Origin of the sequence: Thermococcus alcaliphilus (assembly GCF_024054535.1) — an archaeon.
GTDB classification, from domain to species: Archaea; Methanobacteriota_B; Thermococci; order Thermococcales; family Thermococcaceae; genus Thermococcus_A; species Thermococcus_A alcaliphilus.
Window position 1 is genome coordinate 74,147 of record NZ_JAMXLV010000018.1, and the last position, 14,767, is coordinate 88,913.

Sequence of the window (14,767 nt, forward strand, 5' to 3'; positions counted from 1 at the left end):
AAGATGTCCATCTGATAAAGCTTTCAACATGCCCAGGGCTTGACCATCAGTGCCGATGTTGTTACAAACCATGTAAAAACCACCAGAGCGAGCTCGTCAATGCGTTTTTCATAATAGTCCCGCTGGAGGAGGTACAAAAGACCAGTTGCAAGGAAGAGGAAGATGAGCATCATCACAAAGCCTTCACCATATAGTTTTTTGCAGATGCCAACTGGAAGTAAAAGTAACCCAAAGAGAAGATGGCTTCCCGCATGTTCCTTCAAACCATAGCGCCTAAGGATGAAATAACCGAGAATGAGAGGTATTATTAAGAACCCAACTGCAAGGATCCAAGTGGATGTTACACAGTAAAACGCGACACAGGGATCCTGTCCAACTCTTCGAGTAGTCATGTAGAGACTGACAACTTTCCAGTTGCCGATTCCAAAGTAGGTTTCGACGAAAAAGACAAAGAGGGAATATGCCACCATAAGAGCTGGCTTTCCCCTCATTTACTTCGCCTCAAAACTCCGGAATCCTTATAGGTGCCTGGAGTTCTTTTTCATTCTTTTCAAGATCCGTTGCGAGCATTCTTATCCTCTCAACCCCTTTGATCTCTTTGATATATTCCGCCACGCTCTTTGGTACCAGATCCTCCCATGGTTCGCCTTCAATCATTCTTCTCCTTATTTCTGTAGCAGAGAGTATATCCTTCCTGAACATTGGCTGAACTACTACTTTATAACCCCTCTCTCTAAAAAGCTGTGCGACAAGGGAATTACCGGTAAAGACTACGTCAAACTTCGGCACCATTGCTTCTACATACGGAGCCCAAATAGAGTTGAAGTTTATATCTGGCAAAGCAACGAGGAAATATTTTCCTCTCGGAATTCCTTTTTCATCTAAAGCCCTTATAAGCATCTCCATTCTTTCGCTTGTTGTAAATGGGTTTTTCAAAGTATGGCTAACCTGAGCACTTCCAATACCAATTATAACCTCATCAACCTGCTCAAAAACGTATTCGAGGGCTTTCAAATGTCCATTATGTACTGGCTGGAATCTACCAACGAAAAGACCCCTCATTATCTATCCCTCCTCATGGAGTAGTTTTACCTTCACTTCATCCCCAACCTTCAGTCCCAAAAGCTCTGCAGCTGAACCTTGATTAACCGCTATCTCAAGATAATCATGACTCCCTGGAAGAGAAAGCAACTCTCCAGGTTTTACCTTGCCATAGGTGTCCAAATAAGGAATTTTTCTTCCCAGAATCTCGACGTATTTCGGTCGTTCATAGTTCTCGAGGTTTAGAATGACGTTTCCAAAGTCATCGATATAGATAACCTTCAAAAGCCAGTAATCTTCTTGTTTTTTGGGCTCTAGATCAAGCCTGATTATGCTTTCTATGTCAATTTCTTTTCCAAACCTAGAAGGCTCATACCCAAGGCTGAGCAGAGCTCCCGCAGGACCGAACACATCTCTCCCATGAAAAGTCGAACTTATCTTCCTTCCTATGATATTTTCCATTTTTTTGAGGTCTATTGCGTATGCCGCTTTTGGCTGTATCCACTTGAGGGGAAGCGTTGCTAAACCGTTGTCGGGAAGTACTAAGAATTGTGTACCTTCTATTATGATTGCTCTCCTCTCGGTGCCTACCCCTGGATCAATAACCCCTACGTGGATAGTATTTGGGGGGAAATATTTTACAACCTGCTCCATAACAAAAGAGCCTTCAACAATGCTGTGACGTGTTATCGAGTGAGTAATGTCAACTATTTTTGCTTCTGGATTTATTGTCAAAATGGCACCTTTCATTTCTCCCACGTAGGGCCCTTTAATGCCGAAATCTGTAGTTAGAGTTATCACTGGCACCACCTAAAAATTATTAAGGTTTATCTTTAAAAGAACTTTGGGGGAAAGCATGAGGTATTTAAAATTTATTCCAATCGTGCTCATTCTTCTGATTTTCTCTTCTGGATGCTTAGTTAAGGAACCGGCAAAAGTTGAGATTAATACAGACAAAAGCGCCGTTAAGGAGGGGGATATTTTTCATATAATAGTTAAGGTCAACAACACTGGAAAAGTCGCGATAACTGGGGTTAACCTGTATCTTAACAACCCGGACTTTAGGGTACTTCAAGCTCCTTCTTTGCAGGCACCTCTCAAAGTAGGTGAGACCACAGAGCTTATATGGATAGTCCAGGCTCCTTCAAATCCCGGTAGATATATACTCAAAGCATCCGTAGAGATAGTGGATGAACTTCAGAGAACATGGGGTGGATTCTATAAAGAATTGATAATAAACGTCGTGGAAAAAGAAAGCGAGATACCTTTATTTGGGGTGTTGAGTGCAAGCGTTGCTTCTCCAGAGAAAGTTGAAGGGGGTAGTGAATTTAGAGTTGAGATAACACTAAAAAATACGGGCAACGCTCCCATAACACTTAGGGGAATCTCACTGAATCTATTAGATGGCATGGAAATTGTCAGAGAGCCAGAGGTTCCAGCAAATATTCTTCCTGGGGAAGAACATGGGCTGATTTATGTAATCAAAGCCCCCTACATGCCAGAAGAGGGATATATAACTATCTCCGTAATCTACTCTGAAAATGGAGAGGAGAAAAGGGAGCTTAAAAACAGATTCATCAAAACTCTTTGGAGACCGTGGAACTATGATGACGACACTTTAAGACTCGCATATAGTGAGGAGTACTACTGGATAGAGCTACCTTACCTCGTTGATGGATTTTGGAAAGAAAAATTCAATTCTACATCTAAGATAAACCGAGAACTATTAAAGAATGAATCACTTTCACTTGTGAAAAACGCTACCTCAGAGATTGAAGCTGCGAAGGCAGTTTATGATATGATTAAAAGCAGATACACCTTTGGGGACATCACAACGACCACAAACCCCTCTAATATACTTCCCCAGAATAAGATAAGCTACGAAGAGGGCACACTTCTTTTTACAGGGATTTTAAGATCTTTGAATATTCCGGCTAGGGTTGTAACACTCTATAACGGGGAAGACTGCACGGAGAATGCAATTTCAGAGTTTTATTCAGCGGGGATATGGTATGTTGTAGACTTCAAGAGAGAATTCTTTGGCTCGAGAGAAGAATACATAGCAACCCCATATTTCCCCAAAATCTATCAGATGGTAACAAATGGGATATACAATCTTGTAGCTCAAGCACCGGAAGAAGAAAAAAAGCACGAGCACGTGGATGTAAGCCCCGAGTACTTGGCCAATATAGAGGACTCCTTAAAGAAGGTCGTCTCTGAAAGACTTAACCCTACAGTAAAGCCAAAATTATCAGTGGTGCTGATCAACATGAATCAAAACGAGCGTATATTCACCCTTTTCTTATTTGCTTCTGCCCCTGAAAGAGAACTAAACCTTGTCTTTCAGAAGGCTGATCCGAAGAATCTTGCAAAAAACGTTGATGCACTATACAAATTTTATAAAGACAAGCCATGGCCAGAAAACTTTAGAGAGTACTGGGATATCCTGATGGAGGTGTACAAATGATAGTAGTGCTTAGATTAGGACACAGGCCGGAAAGGGACAAAAGAATAACAACCCATGTAGCCCTAACTGCGAGGGCTTTTGGAGCGGATAAAATCATAATAGCAGCCGAAAAGGATGAGCATGTGTATGAGAGCGTTACAGACGTTGTAAAACGCTGGGGAGGGCCGTTTGAGATTGAATTCAACCCACACTGGAGGCAGATTTTGAGAGAGTGGAAAGGAAAGATAGTTCATTTAACTATGTATGGAATACACATTGATGAAGCTATCCCAAAGATAAGGGAAGTGGCAAAGAAGGAGGACATCTTGATTGTTGTTGGTGCTGAGAAAGTCCCGAGGGAAGTTTATGAGATTGCCCACTACAACGTGGCTGTTGGGAATCAGCCCCACAGCGAAGTTGCAGCATTGGCGGTGTTTCTCGATAGACTTCTTGAGGGAAAAGGACTTAAAAAAGAATTCAAAAATGCAAAGGTTAAGATAATCCCGCAAGAAAAAGGGAAGAAGGTAATATCTCTGGAGGAGCAGGGAGATGTTGAATAGATACCGCTCAAACGTTAAGGGATACTTAGAGGCCATAGTAAAGCCTTTAGCTAAAATAGGAATTACCCCCAACCAGCTTACATTTGTTGGACTGTTGATATCTCTTTTGGGGGCGTATTTCTTTGCCCAAGGCTCTCAGAGGATTGCCGCATTAGTACTGCTCTTTGGATCACTTGTAGATGCCCTTGACGGAACTTTGGCACGGCTTACAGAAAAAACTTCACGGTTTGGAGCATTTTTGGACTCAGCCTTCGATAGAATAAGCGATGGGGCAGTGCTGTTTGGAATCGCATATGGAGGGTTGGTAAAATGGGAGATTGCAGTTATTGCGCTCATAGGTTCATATTTGGTTAGTTACGAGAGATGCAGGGCGGAACTTGCTGGAAGCGGTACTCTCGCGATTGGAATAGCTGAGAGGGCAGAGAGGCTCCTCATAATAATTGTGACAGCCCTTTTCAACAGGGTCGATATTGGTGTTTATGCCGTTGCAGTTTTAGCATGGATAACGGCATTCCAAAGATTGTGGGAAGCAAAGAAAAGATTAAGTTGAGATGAAAAGCTAAAACGGGATGATGAAAATTTCGCTAGCGGAGCTGTGAAGATCCCTGCCGTTACTGACCGTTTAGCTCTTCAATTATTACCACTATCTCTCTAAGGTCGCTTATAACAAATTCACACTCTTTCCACAGCTCTTTTTTGTTTCCCTTCTTATCCAGCAGAACACTGACCATGTCAACCTGCCTAGCGCCTACACAATCTTTAAGAGGATTATCACCAACGTATATTGCCTCTTCTCCTTTAACATTTGCCTTTTCCAGAGCTAACTCAAATATCCGTGGGTGGGGTTTGTAAAAACCTGCCTCCTCACTTGTTGTTATGCTGTCAAAGAGTTCTAGAATACCCAAGGCTTCTAGTTGGGCTTTGAGATAGTCATTGTCAGAATCCGTGATGAGTCCTACATGATATCCATTGGCTCTTAAGGTTTTTAGAGTTTCGAGGGCTTCATCGTAGAGTTTCCCATACTTTTGATGCATTTTAAGGTGAATTTCCCAGAACTTGGGAGGGACTTCAAAATTGTATTTCTTAGCAAGCTCCTGCATAATTTCTTCCTCAAGCAACCTAATTGGTTTGTAGGGCTTCCCTGCAAATTTCTTAAATCTTTCACTTGTAAGAGCTTCGTATTCTTTCCATATCTCCACTGGATCAACGTTCTCCGCTTTAACCCCTCTCAAAACTTCTTTTATTATGTTCTGGTGGGTAATGTCTTCATGTTCCTTGCTGAGCAGCGTACCAACGAAATCAAAAAACACCGCCTTTATCATTACTTATCACCAATACAAAAATTGTCTCTCGTCTTAAAAATCCTTTATTGTGAAGGGATTAAATATCTAACAAGCGTGAAATATAGTTGGATAAAAGACAACTAAATGAAAATACTTTTGCCTGATTTTGCCATTTAAACGTAAAATCTTGGAAAATGTATTTATAGAGCAAGAGAATATAATCGAAGGGGGTGATTGTGCTCGAGGCTGTACTGCTGATATGGGGAGTTAGAGACGAGGTATTGGAAAAACTTCCAATAAAAGGTCACTGGCTGTACGGAGAATACGACTTCATAGCAGTTTTAAGATTTGAAGAGGGCAGAGAGCTGGAGGAGTTCAAGAGAGAGCTGCATCATCTAATTGGAAGTGAGAAGTTTAAAATATATCCAGTAAAATATTCAGCAAGAAACAAACTTTTCCAGCCCTAAAGCCAAATTAATTCATAATTTCGGCTCCATAATGCCCATCTTCTTAAGTTCTTCATAAGCTTTCCTTAGGACTTCTCGGATTTTATACCTCTTGTTGAGCCCTCCAAGCTTATAAGCTGCTTTTCTAAGGCTGCCTGACTGCAAAAAGAGCTTTAAAAGTGCAACCTCTTCAAAACTTAAATCTTCCAAGTGCTTCAATGCGAGCTCTGCTATCTCGATTGGATTGTTGCCCTCATAGGGAAAATCTGCCGACAATATGGGCTTATCCAGCAGCTTTGTGAATTCAAATTCAATTATAGTCACCTCCGTGTCAGATTTTATGTTTTTGTAGTGTTCTCTAAGGGCATCCAAAAGCTCCTCTTTGTTCTTAAACCCGTCCTTAACAGCGTCTTCATCAGTAAGCTCAGAAACTTTCTTCCTCTCAACTCTCTTTATCTTAGCCTTTCCAAGAACATAACCTCCTGCATGGATAAGAACCTCATCTCCTGGTTTTAGGTTAACTTTGCCCATCCTTATAGTGGCATTTTTCTTCCCGCTAAGGAGCATATCTTTGTATTTTCCATCGAACTTTAGATTCTTCATTTTATTCCCTCCTTGGTCTTAGGAGGCGGAACTTTATGGCAATTACTCCATAGCGATTCTCCTTCCATTTTGGATACATGTTGTGGAATCTTTTCACAGCCTGTTCAAAGCTGGGCTTATCTGGAAAAATCTTTTCTATGGGTTCCTCCCTTAAAACCTGCCTAAAAGTCTCATATTTTTTAACTGAGATAACCTCCGCAGGAACTTCGTTGTTAAATAGTATTTTATCTTTGGGCTTGATCCCCTTTAGCTGTGGATAGGCTACTCTAACCTCGATCCGCTTTTCTCCGCTTTTTATCATCTCAAGATATTCATCCCTAACGTATAGTTTGTGCACTTTCATTGCTCCCTTAGTTAGTGGAGTAGATGCCTTAAAAAGATTGCACAAAAATGAAAAGGTTTAAATCATTTGAGAGCTAAATATACTTGGTGTGATAAAATGCGAAGAGCTCAAAGTGCACTTGAGTATCTTTTCATACTGGCTGCTGTTCTGATACTGGTTATGGTAACCATAAGAGTTGTTTTCACAAGTGTTCAGGCATTAAACTCCTCAGTAACTGAATACATCGATACCGTAAAGGACAAGATTCTTGAGACTCTGTGAGGTGGTTCAATGGAGCTCTTTTTAATAGGTCTCGGGGTTATAATGGGTATTCTAACCTCTTACACTGATATAAAAACTGGATTTATAGATGATAAGCACGTTTTTCCAATTGCCGGGATTGGGATTCTTTATTATCTTTACTATGGGATTGCCGTAAAGCATGACGTTTTCTACGCATTCTCCGGATTAATAGGACTCGCCATCGGATTTTTGTTGGGTTATCTGCTCTATCTCATGGGAGGCTGGGCAAGTGGGGACGTTGTTATCTTAATGGGCTACTCAGCTCTCTTTCCGTACGCATCAAGCTATGCAAAGATAGTTCCCCCGTATGCGGTAAGATATCCCCTGCACGGCATAACCCTCTTATTTAACAGCATACTTGCTGTGTTCCCCTTCATTTTCTTTTATTCCCTCGCAGTGTTAGTAATAAGGAGAAAAACTACTCGATTAAAGGAGATTTTCATCGATAAATGGCTCAAGCCCTTTGAGCTTGCCCTCTGGATATCCGCGGCTTTTGTGATTCTCAGAATTGTCGGGAGAGCTATTCCTCCTCAATTTGGGGTTTTAATATGGGCAATAGCGATAGTTATCTTAGCAAAACTGCAAAAGGTTGGAGATGTCGTTGGGTTAATGCTTTTTGCTTATGGTGCATTTAAAACGCCGGAAATCATCTACAGCTATTTGAAACTTGCCGCAACATTTTATACCTTTAAGGTGTTCTTTTCCCTTGTAAAGGTTTTAAGGGAGGAAGTATTGACAAAAAAAGTTTCTGCTAATGAGCTTAAGGAATGGGACATCCTCGGCGAGTGGATATATGAAAAGGACGGCAAAATCTATAGAGACAGAGAAAGTTCTTTTGACAAGGTTATTAGGGCTTTGAAAACTCTTAACCTAAATGCGCTGAGAGTTGAATACGACAAACTAATCGCCTCACCAACGGCTGAAGGGCTCAGAAAAGAGGACATAGAGACCCTCAAAGCTCTTGTGAACGAAGGAAAGTTGGAAGATGAATTTGTTGTAAGGAATGCGATGCCCTTTGCACCGGCCTTATTTTTGGGCTTCTTAATATCGGTGTTTTACGGCGACTTATTCTGGTGGCTCGTGCTAAAAAGTTCAGGGCTTTAAACTTTTAAAAAACCTTGCAGAATTTAATATAGAAAAGGGATGATGAGCTTTTGCTTTGCTGATTGTGATGAACACGCCCTTCTCTGACCTACCCTTTTTCTTTTAGAATTTTCTCAATGATTTCCTTTACTTCATATAGGTTTCTCGCAAGATAGTCTCCTTCAACCCCCTCATGGGGGTTAATAGCTATGCTCACATCCGCAACTTTGAACATGGCTATATCGTTGTGCCCATCACCTACGGCTATGGTCAGCTTTGGCTTGAGCTTTTCTTTAAGCTCGAGCAATATATCCCCTTTGTTTCTGAAGTCCACCCATGGAAGAACTTCTCCGGTTATCTTGCCTTTTTCGTCAAAGACAAGCTCATTTGCATACACAAAATCAGCCTTAAGTTCCCTTCCTACCCTCTCAGCAAGGCATTTAAGGCCGCCGCTGATTATTGCAATTTTAAAGTTCCTCTTTCTCAAGAATTGAAAAAGCTCTTCCACACCTTCAAAATACTCAACTGAATTTGCCCATTCCATAACTTCATCTTTTGTTCTCCCTTTCCAGAGAGAAGCGTCCAACTTTGCCCATGTTGCATAGTCAAACTCCCCAGCAAAGAACCTTTCTGCGTATTCTTTCCCTTTGTCCCACGTACCAAACTTTTTATGAAGCTCAACCCAGCTTGATTTGGATTTTACCAAGGTTCCTTCTAAATCAAACGCTATGAGGTACATCTCATTCCCTCCATCCATATTCTCCGATTAGAGGCACGAATGCCACGCCACCATGGTTTTTTATCTTTACCCTGTTGTCTTCACTTATTTTTATAACCTCAAGGAGCTCTTGCCACAGGTGGTAACTTCCTACAGGAATTAAAATTTTGCCTCCCACTTTGAGCTGTTCTATCAGAGGTTCGGGAACTTTGGGAGCTCCGGCGGTAACGATTATTCTGTCATAGGGGGCTTTTGGTGGAAACCCCTTAGTTCCATCGCCAACGATTACGTGCACCTTATCTTTGTAGCCTGCTCTCTCAAGGTTTCTTCTGGCAAATTCTGCAAGCTCTGGAATTCTCTCTATTGTATAGACATCTCGTTTAACGAGCTCATAAATCAAAGCAGCATTCCACCCACTTCCAGTTCCCACTTCAAGGACGTTCATTCCCTCCTCCAGCTCGGCAAGCTCCAGCATTATAGCGACCATGTGGGGCGCACTTATTGTTTGACCTGCGGGAATTGGAAGAGGTTCATCAACGTGAGCATATGCCCTATACCTCTCAGGAACGAACTTATATCTCGGCACTCGAAGAAAAGCTCTCTTTACTTTTTCACTCTTGATTATTCCTTCTCTTTCAAGGTTCTCAACAAGTCTCATCCATTTCCTATACAGCTCATCTTCTTCCATGTCCTTCACATATAAAAATTGCAAAAGAAGGATTTTAAGTTTGTGGAGATTATTCCCCTTTGTACCCCCTATAAATCTCAAGGCTCCTGCTTGCCCTTGCCCTTATAGGTCTCCCCATAATTCTAACAATTTTGTCCGCTTTAGCTTTTCCATGCCTTAGCATTTTATTTTCCGTTTTTATTTTGTCTATCTTGAAGGTGTAACCTCCAACTTCCAGAACTTCTCCAACTGCAAATTCTTCTTCCCTATCAACTTTGACCTTGAATGACTGCGTAATTCCTTTGGGAAGATATATGGAAACTCCAATTATTTTTGGGTAGGTCAGGCTTTCTCCCCAGAGCGTCTTAACGTCCTTTATTAGGGCTTTTTCAACCCGTTTGTTCTCTTCCAGTTCGATTCCAGTAATCCTAACTTCATCATCCTCAATCTCAACTATATCCCCTACCTTTATTTCCTCGTCCTCGGGAAGCTCCGCAAATCTCTTGAAGCTTCTTTCATGTTTGCTAACTATTATTGGGATTTTAATGAGCTTGCTTAATGTGATCTGCCATACATGACCGCACTCACTGCATCTTAGCTTTACTTCTCTCCCTCTCTCTGATATAACCTCAACTTCCTCGCTTCCACATTCAGGACATACAAAATACTCTTCCATTTTCCTCACCTTGCAGCTTTGGATGACTTTTCTTTATAAAGATTAGCTCAGCTTTCTTTTAATCTAACTAGATATGTTCTTCCCTCTTTAACCCTTTCTATTAAGCCTTTTTTCTCCATGTCTCTTAACAGCAAGCTGACTTTTGCCTTTGAAAAGCCAAGGCGCTTTACAAGATCGCTTTGGTAGAGTGGGCCTTCTTTAAGCAGTTCAAGAACCTTCTCTTCATCTGAGCGAAGGTCAATTAGGGTTTTTTCTTTTCTCTTATAGAGAGTTCCAGCAAAAAAGCCGCCTAAAAATGCTATAAAAATTGTTGCCAGAAACATCGCTAACGGAAACTGGTTTGTCACCTCTCCTGAAAATCCCACTATAAAATAGAACTCCTCCTCTGGTCTAACGTCTGTCTTTTTCCATTCCAAAATCAGTGCATTTCCCGTGCTTTCAACTTTATCCGGGGAGGGAACTATGGGAGATAGAATTGCATAACCCTTGGGAACGTAGAGTCTCGCGTAAAAATACCCAACCGGCTGGTTAAATTTGACGTAGTATGAAAACTGCTTCTTTCCACTAACTTCTTGAAGCATCCCCTCTGAATAGAAGCTTATTCTTATCTTTAACCTGCTTCCCGGCGAGACCTCAGGAAATTCAATATAAACGGCATTTATGTCACCCACAATTTTAGAAACACTTATGTTGGCTATTTGAGTTTTACCGTTGATCTCAATTATTGCCTCTGGGTTTTCGATTGGGTACTCAGAGTAGAAAGTGTAATAGGATATGGGAACGTTCGGAGATAAAACTAGTTCGATGGTTTCTTTGACCTTATAATCCTCCAGAATATCAAAATAAAGGGAGTAGCTGTCCAAGTTGTATTCGTACTCCTGGGAAACTATAAATTTTGAAGGCAAGAGCAGGAAAAATAGCATGGCTATTAAAGCTGACTTCCTTCTTGAGGATTTTTTATTTTTAACAGTGGACATACTTCCATACACTCCCCACAATGAATACATCTTGCTGAATCAACCTCTATCTTTTTTGTATGGGGGTTTATTCTTAAAGCATTTTCTGGACACTTTCCGACACAAACCCCACATCCAACACATTCATATGCCCTCTTTATTAGGTAGTATGCCCTTATAGCATCTTCTCTGCTCTTTGCCCTAACCTCTTCCTCAGTAAACACTATAGTCTTTACCCTTATGGAGTTTTTATCTTCGCTTACTTCACCCAATATCGGGGCTACTTCTTTGATTCTTTTCAGGAGTATCTTCGTGTTTATTTTGAGAATAAAGTCCCCATCTCTCTCTTCAAGTGAATATCTTATAGGTTCCCATGCCCGTTTTTCCGGAATCTTTACTCCAAGTTCCTTTGCAATGGCCTTTTGCCCTTTAGTTAACCGCCTCCACCTCCAGAAGCCGTAAGTTATCCATTCCTCTGGCATTCCAAAGCGTTCTTTCCACTTCCTAAGCTCACTCTCCCATTTTTCCCACAGCTGCGGCTTTTCTTCCTTTAGCGTTTGAATTTCGGCTAGGGAAGAGCTTGGACACATAAAGCAGCCAATTCTATCCAAACGGTTCTCATAGAGGGGGTTGTATTTCAGCTTACGGGAGAATATGTAGAGCCACACCTCAAGGGCATTCCAATGGAATATTGGAGATGCTCCAATTTCGTTAGGCACCCATGGATTTTTCCACACTCTGGGCTGCTTGTATCTCTGCAGGCTCTCGTACTTTCTCTGGCCCACAAACATTAAGACACCATTTGGGTAGTGTTTCTTTATCGTTAAGGTTATTGGGCCCAGCTTTGTAACTTTGCAGCACCATCTATAGTCTCTTCCCGGAGGTGAAAAAACGCTGAGAGAGCTCCAGAATGCATCGCCAGCATCAGCCACGATAAATTTTATATTTCTTCTCTCAAGCTCCTGCTTAATTTCTCTTACATACTCAAGGGTTTCTGGGAACTCTATTCCAGTGTTGTTGAAAAACACCGTAAAGTTCTCAAATTCCTCAAGGGCTAAACCCAAAACGGCTAAGCTATCTTTTCCACCGCTGAAGGCAACGGCAATTGGCTTATTTGTATTTTGAGCAGTTTTTCTCATAAATGCTCTGGCTTCTTTAACTCTCTCCTCTAGTGCCGATTTGTTGGCCTTTATTACCTCTTCCATAGTTGCTTTCTTACCTTCCCGGTATTGAACCTTTTTCTGGTGCCTTGTTTTTATCCCAGTGCCACGCTCTTTTTTATCAATCAGCTGTTCGTAATTCTTCTTAGCTATTCCTGTGGCAATCACTTCATCCTCACAGACCACTATAACGTCGTCTCCAATTCTAATACTCTCTTCTGCCTCGATAACTCCCACAGGCAAAACGTTTGCACCGTTTTTTATCGGCTCTTTTGCACCCTTGTCAACTATAACCCACTTCTTCATATTCTTTCCAAAGCGCTTCCATAAGGCTATGGCACCCTCGATCTTCAACCCCGGCTTCCACTTAAGTTCAAGCGGATCAAAGCGAAGCCACCCAAAAATGTAGCCGTCTACAATTATCTCATATACATCATCTTCCCCAGGGGTTTTGTTCAAAAGGACTACCTTACCGTCAAGTATCTCGCCTACATCAACGCCGTAATGGGCTTTAAACTCCCTCTTAATAAACTCTAAATCCTTTTCAAAAGCAAATCTCACGTCTGCAGGTGGAGTTAAGTCTACCCTAAAGCCCTCACCATGCATATCACACTTCTCACTTATCAACGGAACGTTACATTCCTCGCACCAGTGAATGTGGGCTTTCCCTAAAAATACTGGCCCTTTTCTCATTATCTCACCTCTTGGAAAAAAGAAAGGAATAGGGTTTATAATTCCTGTGGTTCAGGAGAAATATTGACCAAAAAATTTATAAGAGCATTGCAATCCCTAACTTATCGAGGGCCGGTAGCTCAGCCTGGTTAGAGCACCGGGCTTTTAACCCGGTGGTCGCGGGTTCAAATCCCGTCCGGCCCGCCACTTAACAACTTTTCTAGGAATCGAAAGAGCTTAAAGTTCTGAATACCAATTATCTTACGGGTGATAGCATGGATGTTTTTGAGCTGGCTAAAAAATATCATGTTGAACTGGGCATAAAAGAACCAAGTTTTGCCACGATGGCAGCGGAGCTTTTCGGAGACCTGGGATTGAGCATAATGAACCATCTGAAAGAGGAGGGATACACTTTAAAGGGCACAAGGTTCTTGGACTATGAGAAGAGCCTTGTGCTGGAAATAGTAAAAGAAAACAAGAGCTACGAAATCCTCTTGAGAAAGCTTTAATAACTCACTTCATAGTCAAAGATTATTTCTTCCTTTTCTCCTGGACTAACCGTTACTTTGAATTCTACGTAGTTGGCTGTCTCTACTATTGGGCTCACTGAGCTTTCCAAGATTTTTCCACGCCACTTGTAGTGTCTGACAATTACTTCCTTGCTCTCTTTGCCGAAGTTTTCTATCGTGACTTTGATTTTATAGTAAGAATATCTTTCCCCGTGCTTTTCTTCCAGCACTTCCGTTTTTCCTTTTAAGTCCACATCTCTACCTAATTTAAGCCTCAAAATGTCGCCTTTTGCAGTGTGATCTATCATTTGTTCTCCAATCAAGACGTTCTTGTCTTCCATTTCTTTGTAGATTTCCACAACACCTCTGGGAAGGACTTCACTTGTCTTTAGGGAGATAATCTCATAAACATCTTGACTTCCACCGTAGGGATGGCTTTCATAGAGGTATTCCCGCGTAAACTCGCTCTCTTGGTAGATGTAAGGGATGAGCTTTTTCTCAAACGCCTCAATGTCAATAGTTCCGAGTTTGTAGAGATAAAAAGCCTCCAATTTTGTCCTCTGGATTGGTTGCTGAGGTACTTCTTTTGTAGCTGCCTCTAGTGTATAGTATCTCTCCATAATTATCTGGGGAGGCTGATAAAACTGTACATCTCCCGAAACAAGAAGAACATCAGTGTTTTCAAAGCTCTTGTTCGTAGGATTGTCAATCACCACATACCCATAAAACTCTGCCTTATCCCCTAGGTAAAGCTTGTACCTTGAGCTCCAGCCTATTCCTCCAACCCGGTAGATGAGCTTAAAGAAGTACTTTCCATCCTCCTCAGCGTTTACTATGGCATAAACATCCGCAGTACTTTCTTCACCGATTGAGGCTATCTTCATATAGGCTATTTCCTCTGGACTTATCAAATAATAGCCATCTCCTTGGATTGCTATCTTCCCGTCTTTGTATCCCAGGAATTTTCCACTTAGTGTTTCTCCGCTTTTCAGTTTTATTGTTACCTCTTTTCCAATATTGGCTTCAATCAGATCCTTTCCTTTGAGCTCTTTACTTATGACTCCAAGAACCTTAACCTTCTCATCAAGAGGCTTCAGCGTAACTTCATCAATTTGAAGTCCTTTAAGCATCTCCAGCGGAACTTCATTTATGCCTTTCTTCAGCTCCACTTGAATGGTCTTTTCCACAACTCCAATCTTGGCTGAATCATAGAGTGCAAGTGCAGTGTGGCTCTCTTCAGCTTTCGTTTGATGGAATACAATCATGGCTAGAAGAACAAAAACCACTAAAACTCCTCCAACAATTTTTCGCTTCATTTCAAT

19 protein-coding genes and 1 tRNA gene are annotated in these 14,767 nt (G+C 41.5%); 8 read left to right on the forward strand and 12 right to left on the reverse strand.

Annotated elements, in window-relative coordinates; all coding sequences use genetic code 11:
- Positions 1 to 23 precede the first annotated feature (23 nt).
- Genes NF859_RS03135 through NF859_RS03145 form a run of 3 tightly spaced genes read right to left on the reverse strand, consistent with a single transcriptional unit; the run spans position 24 to position 1,842 of the window.
- The gene (locus tag NF859_RS03135) at positions 24 to 491 is read right to left on the reverse strand and encodes a hypothetical protein (protein ID WP_252742972.1); all 468 of its coding nucleotides are present in this window, start codon (positions 489 to 491) and stop codon (positions 24 to 26) included.
- Between the two features lie 10 nt (positions 492 to 501).
- On the reverse strand, positions 502 to 1,062 hold the full coding sequence (locus tag NF859_RS03140; RefSeq protein WP_252742973.1) for a nicotinamide-nucleotide adenylyltransferase: 561 nt from the start codon (positions 1,060 to 1,062) through the stop codon (positions 502 to 504).
- 3 nt (positions 1,063 to 1,065) lie between these two features.
- Entirely contained in the window at positions 1,066 to 1,842 is a 777-nt protein-coding gene (locus NF859_RS03145) for a (R)-S-adenosyl-L-methionine hydrolase (protein ID WP_252743076.1), read from the reverse strand.
- A 55-nt stretch (positions 1,843 to 1,897) separates the two neighbouring features.
- On the opposite strand from NF859_RS03145, the gene NF859_RS03150 reads away from it, so the two are divergent.
- From NF859_RS03150 to pgsA, 3 genes are read left to right on the forward strand one after another with little or no spacing between them, the layout of a single operon-like run.
- Positions 1,898 to 3,508: a transglutaminase domain-containing protein gene (locus NF859_RS03150; protein ID WP_252742974.1), complete on the forward strand. Its 1,611-nt coding sequence runs from the start codon at positions 1,898 to 1,900 to the stop codon at positions 3,506 to 3,508.
- Positions 3,505 to 4,047: a tRNA (cytidine(56)-2'-O)-methyltransferase gene (locus tag NF859_RS03155; RefSeq protein WP_252742975.1), complete on the forward strand. Its 543-nt coding sequence runs from the start codon at positions 3,505 to 3,507 to the stop codon at positions 4,045 to 4,047. The genes NF859_RS03150 and NF859_RS03155 overlap by 4 nt, the downstream gene beginning before the upstream one ends.
- Positions 4,037 to 4,597 carry an archaetidylinositol phosphate synthase gene (pgsA, locus tag NF859_RS03160; protein WP_252742976.1) on the forward strand — a complete coding sequence of 187 codons (561 nt, stop codon included), beginning with the start codon at positions 4,037 to 4,039 and terminating at the stop codon, positions 4,595 to 4,597. The genes NF859_RS03155 and pgsA overlap by 11 nt, the downstream gene beginning before the upstream one ends.
- Positions 4,598 to 4,658: 61 nt before the next feature.
- Here pgsA and NF859_RS03165 read toward each other — a convergent pair whose 3' ends face one another.
- The gene (locus tag NF859_RS03165) at positions 4,659 to 5,369 is read right to left on the reverse strand and encodes a TIGR02253 family HAD-type hydrolase (RefSeq protein ID WP_252742977.1); all 711 of its coding nucleotides are present in this window, start codon (positions 5,367 to 5,369) and stop codon (positions 4,659 to 4,661) included.
- A 197-nt stretch (positions 5,370 to 5,566) separates the two neighbouring features.
- Here NF859_RS03165 and NF859_RS03170 point away from each other — a divergent pair, with 197 nt between their 5' ends.
- Positions 5,567 to 5,797, forward strand: a complete 231-nt coding sequence (locus tag NF859_RS03170) for a hypothetical protein (protein ID WP_252742978.1) — start codon at positions 5,567 to 5,569, stop codon at positions 5,795 to 5,797.
- Positions 5,798 to 5,809: 12 nt separating this feature from the next.
- Here NF859_RS03170 and NF859_RS03175 read toward each other — a convergent pair whose 3' ends face one another.
- Positions 5,810 to 6,379 (reverse strand): ASCH domain-containing protein, encoded by a 570-nt coding sequence (locus NF859_RS03175; protein WP_252742979.1) that lies wholly within the window; start codon positions 6,377 to 6,379, stop codon positions 5,810 to 5,812.
- Between the two features lies 1 nt (position 6,380).
- Positions 6,381 to 6,722: an ASCH domain-containing protein gene (locus tag NF859_RS03180; RefSeq protein WP_252742980.1), complete on the reverse strand. Its 342-nt coding sequence runs from the start codon at positions 6,720 to 6,722 to the stop codon at positions 6,381 to 6,383.
- Between the two features lie 96 nt (positions 6,723 to 6,818).
- Between NF859_RS03180 and NF859_RS03185 the strand changes: the two genes are divergently transcribed.
- Positions 6,819 to 6,983, forward strand: a complete 165-nt coding sequence (locus NF859_RS03185) for a class III signal peptide-containing protein (protein ID WP_004066951.1) — start codon at positions 6,819 to 6,821, stop codon at positions 6,981 to 6,983.
- Positions 6,984 to 6,992: 9 nt separating this feature from the next.
- Positions 6,993 to 8,108, forward strand: a complete 1,116-nt coding sequence (locus tag NF859_RS03190) for an A24 family peptidase C-terminal domain-containing protein (protein WP_252742981.1) — start codon at positions 6,993 to 6,995, stop codon at positions 8,106 to 8,108.
- 88 nt (positions 8,109 to 8,196) lie between these two features.
- Here the strand turns inward: NF859_RS03190 and NF859_RS03195 are convergent, their stop codons facing one another.
- From NF859_RS03195 to NF859_RS03215, 5 genes are read right to left on the reverse strand one after another with little or no spacing between them, the layout of a single operon-like run.
- Positions 8,197 to 8,826, reverse strand: coding sequence for an HAD-IB family phosphatase (locus NF859_RS03195; protein ID WP_252742982.1), 630 nt, complete (start codon positions 8,824 to 8,826; stop codon positions 8,197 to 8,199).
- 1 nt (position 8,827) lies between these two features.
- On the reverse strand, positions 8,828 to 9,493 hold the full coding sequence (locus NF859_RS03200; protein WP_252743077.1) for a protein-L-isoaspartate(D-aspartate) O-methyltransferase: 666 nt from the start codon (positions 9,491 to 9,493) through the stop codon (positions 8,828 to 8,830).
- A 49-nt stretch (positions 9,494 to 9,542) separates the two neighbouring features.
- Positions 9,543 to 10,148, reverse strand: a complete 606-nt coding sequence (locus tag NF859_RS03205; protein ID WP_252743078.1) for an HVO_0476 family zinc finger protein — start codon at positions 10,146 to 10,148, stop codon at positions 9,543 to 9,545.
- A gap of 47 nt (positions 10,149 to 10,195) precedes the next feature.
- A complete protein-coding gene (locus NF859_RS03210; protein ID WP_252742983.1) occupies positions 10,196 to 11,125 on the reverse strand; it encodes a helix-turn-helix transcriptional regulator in 930 nt (309 codons plus the stop codon).
- A complete protein-coding gene (locus NF859_RS03215; RefSeq protein WP_252742984.1) occupies positions 11,077 to 12,957 on the reverse strand; it encodes a phosphoadenosine phosphosulfate reductase domain-containing protein in 1,881 nt (626 codons plus the stop codon). Before NF859_RS03215 ends, NF859_RS03210 begins: the two co-directional genes overlap by 49 nt.
- Before the next feature lie 108 nt (positions 12,958 to 13,065).
- Between NF859_RS03215 and NF859_RS03220 the strand changes: the two genes are divergently transcribed.
- Both NF859_RS03220 and NF859_RS03225 read left to right on the forward strand, forming a co-directional pair.
- Positions 13,066 to 13,143: transfer RNA gene (locus tag NF859_RS03220), tRNA-Lys, on the forward strand.
- Between the two features lie 68 nt (positions 13,144 to 13,211).
- Positions 13,212 to 13,445, forward strand: coding sequence for a hypothetical protein (locus NF859_RS03225; RefSeq protein WP_004070161.1), 234 nt, complete (start codon positions 13,212 to 13,214; stop codon positions 13,443 to 13,445).
- Here NF859_RS03225 and NF859_RS03230 read toward each other — a convergent pair.
- Complete coding sequence (locus tag NF859_RS03230; RefSeq protein WP_252742985.1) at positions 13,442 to 14,761, reverse strand: DUF4139 domain-containing protein; 1,320 nt, start codon at positions 14,759 to 14,761, stop codon at positions 13,442 to 13,444. The two genes, NF859_RS03225 and NF859_RS03230, sit on opposite strands and share 4 nt — an antisense overlap.
- Positions 14,762 to 14,767: the final 6 nt, after the last annotated feature.

Excerpts from the sequence above, each read along its gene's own strand:
- NF859_RS03180 (WP_252742980.1), bottom strand. The coding sequence starts at position 6,722 with ATGAAAGTGCACAAACTATACGTTAGGGATGAATATCTTGAGATGATA.
- NF859_RS03140 (WP_252742973.1), bottom strand. The coding sequence starts at position 1,062 with ATGAGGGGTCTTTTCGTTGGTAGATTCCAGCCAGTACATAATGGACAT.
- NF859_RS03150 (WP_252742974.1), top strand. The coding sequence starts at position 1,898 with ATGAGGTATTTAAAATTTATTCCAATCGTGCTCATTCTTCTGATTTTC.
- NF859_RS03225 (WP_004070161.1), top strand. The coding sequence starts at position 13,212 with ATGGATGTTTTTGAGCTGGCTAAAAAATATCATGTTGAACTGGGCATA.
- pgsA (WP_252742976.1), top strand. The coding sequence starts at position 4,037 with ATGTTGAATAGATACCGCTCAAACGTTAAGGGATACTTAGAGGCCATA.
- NF859_RS03210 (WP_252742983.1), bottom strand. The coding sequence starts at position 11,125 with ATGTCCACTGTTAAAAATAAAAAATCCTCAAGAAGGAAGTCAGCTTTA.
- NF859_RS03165 (WP_252742977.1), bottom strand. The coding sequence starts at position 5,369 with ATGATAAAGGCGGTGTTTTTTGATTTCGTTGGTACGCTGCTCAGCAAG.
- NF859_RS03185 (WP_004066951.1), top strand. The coding sequence starts at position 6,819 with ATGCGAAGAGCTCAAAGTGCACTTGAGTATCTTTTCATACTGGCTGCT.
- NF859_RS03190 (WP_252742981.1), top strand. The coding sequence starts at position 6,993 with ATGGAGCTCTTTTTAATAGGTCTCGGGGTTATAATGGGTATTCTAACC.
- NF859_RS03195 (WP_252742982.1), bottom strand. The coding sequence starts at position 8,826 with ATGTACCTCATAGCGTTTGATTTAGAAGGAACCTTGGTAAAATCCAAA.
- NF859_RS03175 (WP_252742979.1), bottom strand. The coding sequence starts at position 6,379 with ATGAAGAATCTAAAGTTCGATGGAAAATACAAAGATATGCTCCTTAGC.
- NF859_RS03135 (WP_252742972.1), bottom strand. The coding sequence starts at position 491 with ATGAGGGGAAAGCCAGCTCTTATGGTGGCATATTCCCTCTTTGTCTTT.
- NF859_RS03200 (WP_252743077.1), bottom strand. The coding sequence starts at position 9,493 with ATGGAAGAAGATGAGCTGTATAGGAAATGGATGAGACTTGTTGAGAAC.
- NF859_RS03155 (WP_252742975.1), top strand. The coding sequence starts at position 3,505 with ATGATAGTAGTGCTTAGATTAGGACACAGGCCGGAAAGGGACAAAAGA.
- NF859_RS03205 (WP_252743078.1), bottom strand. The coding sequence starts at position 10,148 with ATGGAAGAGTATTTTGTATGTCCTGAATGTGGAAGCGAGGAAGTTGAG.
- NF859_RS03215 (WP_252742984.1), bottom strand. The coding sequence starts at position 12,957 with ATGAGAAAAGGGCCAGTATTTTTAGGGAAAGCCCACATTCACTGGTGC.
- NF859_RS03230 (WP_252742985.1), bottom strand. The coding sequence starts at position 14,761 with ATGAAGCGAAAAATTGTTGGAGGAGTTTTAGTGGTTTTTGTTCTTCTA.